The following is a 3,475-nucleotide window of genomic DNA, read 5'->3' on the forward strand; positions in this document are numbered from 1 at the left end:
ACGCTGGGCCGCGTCCGCGGCACCAGCCAGATAGATCAGAACCTGCAGGATGCGCGCGGCGCGATCACCTTCGATGAGGAAACCTGGTATTTCGGCCTCAGGCCCTTTGGTCCGAAAACCCCGACGCCGAGTTTCTATCGCACGGCGGCGAGCAGCCTTCGCGCCTTCAACGACCGGCTCATGAAATGCGAGGTTGTCTTCAACGCGCGCGCCGACAATCTGTTGCAGTTCGTCGACCGGATCGCGAGTGACATAGGCTCGACGTCGGACCTGATCCGCGACCGTTCGCAGAATTTCAACAGCGGCTGGTTCGACACGCGGGCTGACGACCGCTTCTGGTTCGCGTACGGCCAGCTCTACGGCTATTACGGCATCCTGACGGCGGCGCATCACGACTTCCAGCAGATCCTCGACAATCGCGGCCTCACACCACTTTGGAACAGCGTGGAAGGCCAGCTCAAGGCGGCGCTCGCCATCCAGCCTTTGATAATCTCCAACGGCCGCGAGGATGGCTGGATCATGCCCACCCACCTCACCACGATGGGTTTCTATGTGCTTAGGGTGCGATCGAACCTCGTCGAGGTCAGGTCCGTTCTGGATCGGTGAAGGGCAAATAGTGAAAGACGTCCTGGCTTGAAATCGCCGCTGTCCCTGGTCGAAATCGGCAACTTGTCGAGGCAATAGCTCGGCCGCATGTCGCGGAGAGCGGAACCTGACTGCCTCGTCGTCGTTCAACCGCTGGGCGGCGGCCAGCGAGGACACGAGATGGATATCCGGGAAGTTGCTCGAAATTTCTACGCCACGGTCGACACGCAAGACTGGGACAAACTGGCCAGTCTGGTCTCACCAGATCTCGCCGTTCATCTCGGCAGTGCCAACCCGATCGGCTTCGATGACTGGCGCAAATCGCTGACCGAGTTCTTTGTTGGATTTCCGGACGGACATCACGTCGTCGACGACTGTGTCAGCGACGCCGACAAGGTGGTCACGCGCGGCCGCTTTCAGGGAACGCACACCGGCGTCTTCCATGGTGTCGAGCCGAGCGGAAAAAGCGTATCGGTTGGTGTGATTCACATCGATCGCGTTGAGAACGGCATCGTAGTCGAACATTTCGGCCAGCTTGACGGCTTGGGGCTGATGCACCAGATCGGCGCATTCTAACGCGGCCGTTCGAAGCGCCGACCGGGGCTCGAACCCTGTCGCATTCCGTGCATTCCGCGGCTGTTTTGAGACGGCAGGACGGCGCGTGCTCTGGCTTTTATACGGCGCGACAACCGGGCGCGAAGATCCGGGGAAGGTCGACCGGGAAACAGAGAGCTGCCTTTCTTCATAGGAAACATAGTTGCATGAAAGTTGACGCCACGGCAGCGACAGGGTTAGAACGTGCCCTCGCCTGAAGTGCCAGGCTGTTTCGAACAGGCTTGCGACCGACCACACTGATCAAACCCGTCCCCTCCACCGTCCAATCCAGAGGAAAGCCGCCATGGCCGAAGTGAAGTCCGACATCGAGATCGCGCGCGCCGCCGACAAGAAGCAGATCCAGACTATCGGCCAGAAGATCGGCATTCCAAGCGAGCACCTTTTGCCTTACGGCCACGACAAGGCGAAGATCTCGGCCGAGTTCATCAAGTCGGTGAAGACAAACAAGGACGGCAGGCTGATCCTCGTTACCGCCATCAACCCAACGCCGGCCGGCGAAGGCAAGACGACGACGACGGTGGGCCTCGGTGACGGTCTCAACCGCATTGGCAAGAAGGCCATCGTCTGCATCCGAGAGGCCTCGCTCGGGCCGAATTTCGGCGTCAAAGGCGGTGCTGCCGGCGGCGGCTATGCGCAGGTCGTGCCGATGGAGGATATGAACCTCCACTTCACCGGGGATTTCCATGCCATCACCACGGCGCATAATCTGCTTTCGGCGCTGATCGACAACCATATCTACTGGGGCAACGAGCTCGGCATCGACATCCGCCGCGTCGTCTGGCGCCGCGTCATGGACATGAACGACCGCGCACTTCGCGAGATCATCTGCTCGCTCGGCGGCGTCGCCAACGGCTTTCCGCGCGAGGGGGGCTTCGACATCACCGTCGCCTCGGAAGTCATGGCGATCCTGTGCCTTGCCACCGACCTGAAGGACCTGGAAAAGCGCCTCGGCGACATCATCGTCGCCTATCGCCGAGACAAGTCGGCCGTCTACGCCCGCGACCTCAAGGCCGACGGCGCCATGGCCGTGTTGCTCAAGGACGCCATGCAGCCCAACCTCGTGCAGACGCTGGAGAACAACCCGGCCTTCGTCCATGGCGGCCCCTTCGCCAACATCGCGCATGGCTGCAACTCGGTCGTCGCCACCACGACGGCGCTGAAGCTCGCCGATTATGTCGTCACCGAAGCCGGTTTTGGCGCCGATCTCGGTGCGGAAAAGTTCTTCGACATCAAGTGCCGCAAGGCCGGCCTGAAGCCGGCGGCCACGGTTATCGTCGCCACCGTGCGCGCCATGAAGATGAACGGCGGGGTCAAAAAGGAAGACCTCGGCAAGGAAAACGTCGAGGCGGTCAAGAAGGGCTGCGCCAATCTCGGCCGTCACATCGAGAATATCAGGCAGTTCGGCGTGCCGGCCGTGGTCGCCATCAACCATTTCTATTCCGACACCGACGCTGAAATCAGGGCGATGAAGGACTACGTCGCCTCGATGGGCGAAGAGGCGATCCTGTGCAAGCACTGGGCCCACGGCTCGGCCGGCATCGAGGAACTCGCCAACAAGGTGGTGGCGCTGGCCGAATCCGGCTCCTCGCAGTTTGCGCCGCTCTATCCCGACGCGATGCCGCTGTTCGAGAAGATCAACACCATCGTCCAGCGCATCTATCGCGGTTCCGAAGCGATCGCCGACAAGTCGGTGCGCGACCAACTCCACGCCTGGGAGCACGCCGGCTACGGACACCTGCCGGTCTGCATGGCCAAGACGCAGTACTCGTTCTCGACCGACCCGAACCTGCGCGGCGCGCCGACCGGCCACACCGTGCCGGTGCGCGAGGTCAGGCTGTCTGCCGGCGCCGGCTTCATCGTTGTCATCTGCGGCGAGGTTATGACCATGCCCGGCTTGCCCAAGGCGCCGTCCTCGGAGAAGATCTTGCTGAACGAAATGGGCCAGATCGAAGGTCTGTTCTGAGATTTTGAAGGCCGGAATGATAAAGGCGCCGCATCGCTGCGGCGCCTTTTGCTTATCTACGACAGACTTCTAAGCGGCGTTCCGTGCCAGCGCGCGCTGGTTGGAAGCGTGGATCGTGTCGCGCTCGGGCAGCGTGCCGGTCTTCAGACAGTCGATCCATTCGGTGGTCTTGAGAACGGCAGCGAAGCGCGACTGCAGTATGATAGTCAGCACGCGGTGGATGTCCTCGGCCGAAGCATAGCCGGCGCTGTTGGCATAGGGCACGGAGCCGGTGGCGTCGGACAGGAACTCCACCGCAAAACCCATATGGAC

At 61.7% G+C, this 3,475-nt stretch carries 3 protein-coding genes and 1 pseudogene; 3 read left to right on the forward strand and 1 reads right to left on the reverse strand.

The window, feature by feature from the left end; genetic code table 11:
• From EOA85_RS30510 to EOA85_RS30520, 3 genes are all read left to right on the forward strand, one after another.
• The coding region (locus EOA85_RS30510; RefSeq protein WP_127212211.1) for a DUF2333 family protein at positions 1 to 606 on the forward strand (606 nt) is incomplete at its 5' end.
• 159 nt (positions 607 to 765) lie between these two features.
• Entirely contained in the window at positions 766 to 1,161 is a 396-nt protein-coding gene (locus EOA85_RS30515) for an ester cyclase (protein WP_164759990.1), read from the forward strand.
• 322 nt (positions 1,162 to 1,483) lie between these two features.
• A complete protein-coding gene (locus tag EOA85_RS30520) occupies positions 1,484 to 3,163 on the forward strand; it encodes a formate--tetrahydrofolate ligase (protein WP_127212213.1) in 1,680 nt (559 codons plus the stop codon).
• A gap of 69 nt (positions 3,164 to 3,232) precedes the next feature.
• Here the strand turns inward: EOA85_RS30520 and EOA85_RS30525 are convergent.
• Positions 3,233 to 3,475: pseudogene (locus EOA85_RS30525) on the reverse strand (cysteine hydrolase); the annotation flags it as partial.

The sequence above is a fragment of the Mesorhizobium sp. M5C.F.Ca.IN.020.29.1.1 genome, from assembly GCF_003997375.1.
GTDB lineage: Bacteria > Pseudomonadota > Alphaproteobacteria > Rhizobiales > Rhizobiaceae > Mesorhizobium > Mesorhizobium wenxiniae.

Excerpts from the sequence above, each read along its gene's own strand:
- EOA85_RS30515 (WP_164759990.1), top strand. The coding sequence starts at position 766 with ATGGATATCCGGGAAGTTGCTCGAAATTTCTACGCCACGGTCGACACG.
- EOA85_RS30520 (WP_127212213.1), top strand. The coding sequence starts at position 1,484 with ATGGCCGAAGTGAAGTCCGACATCGAGATCGCGCGCGCCGCCGACAAG.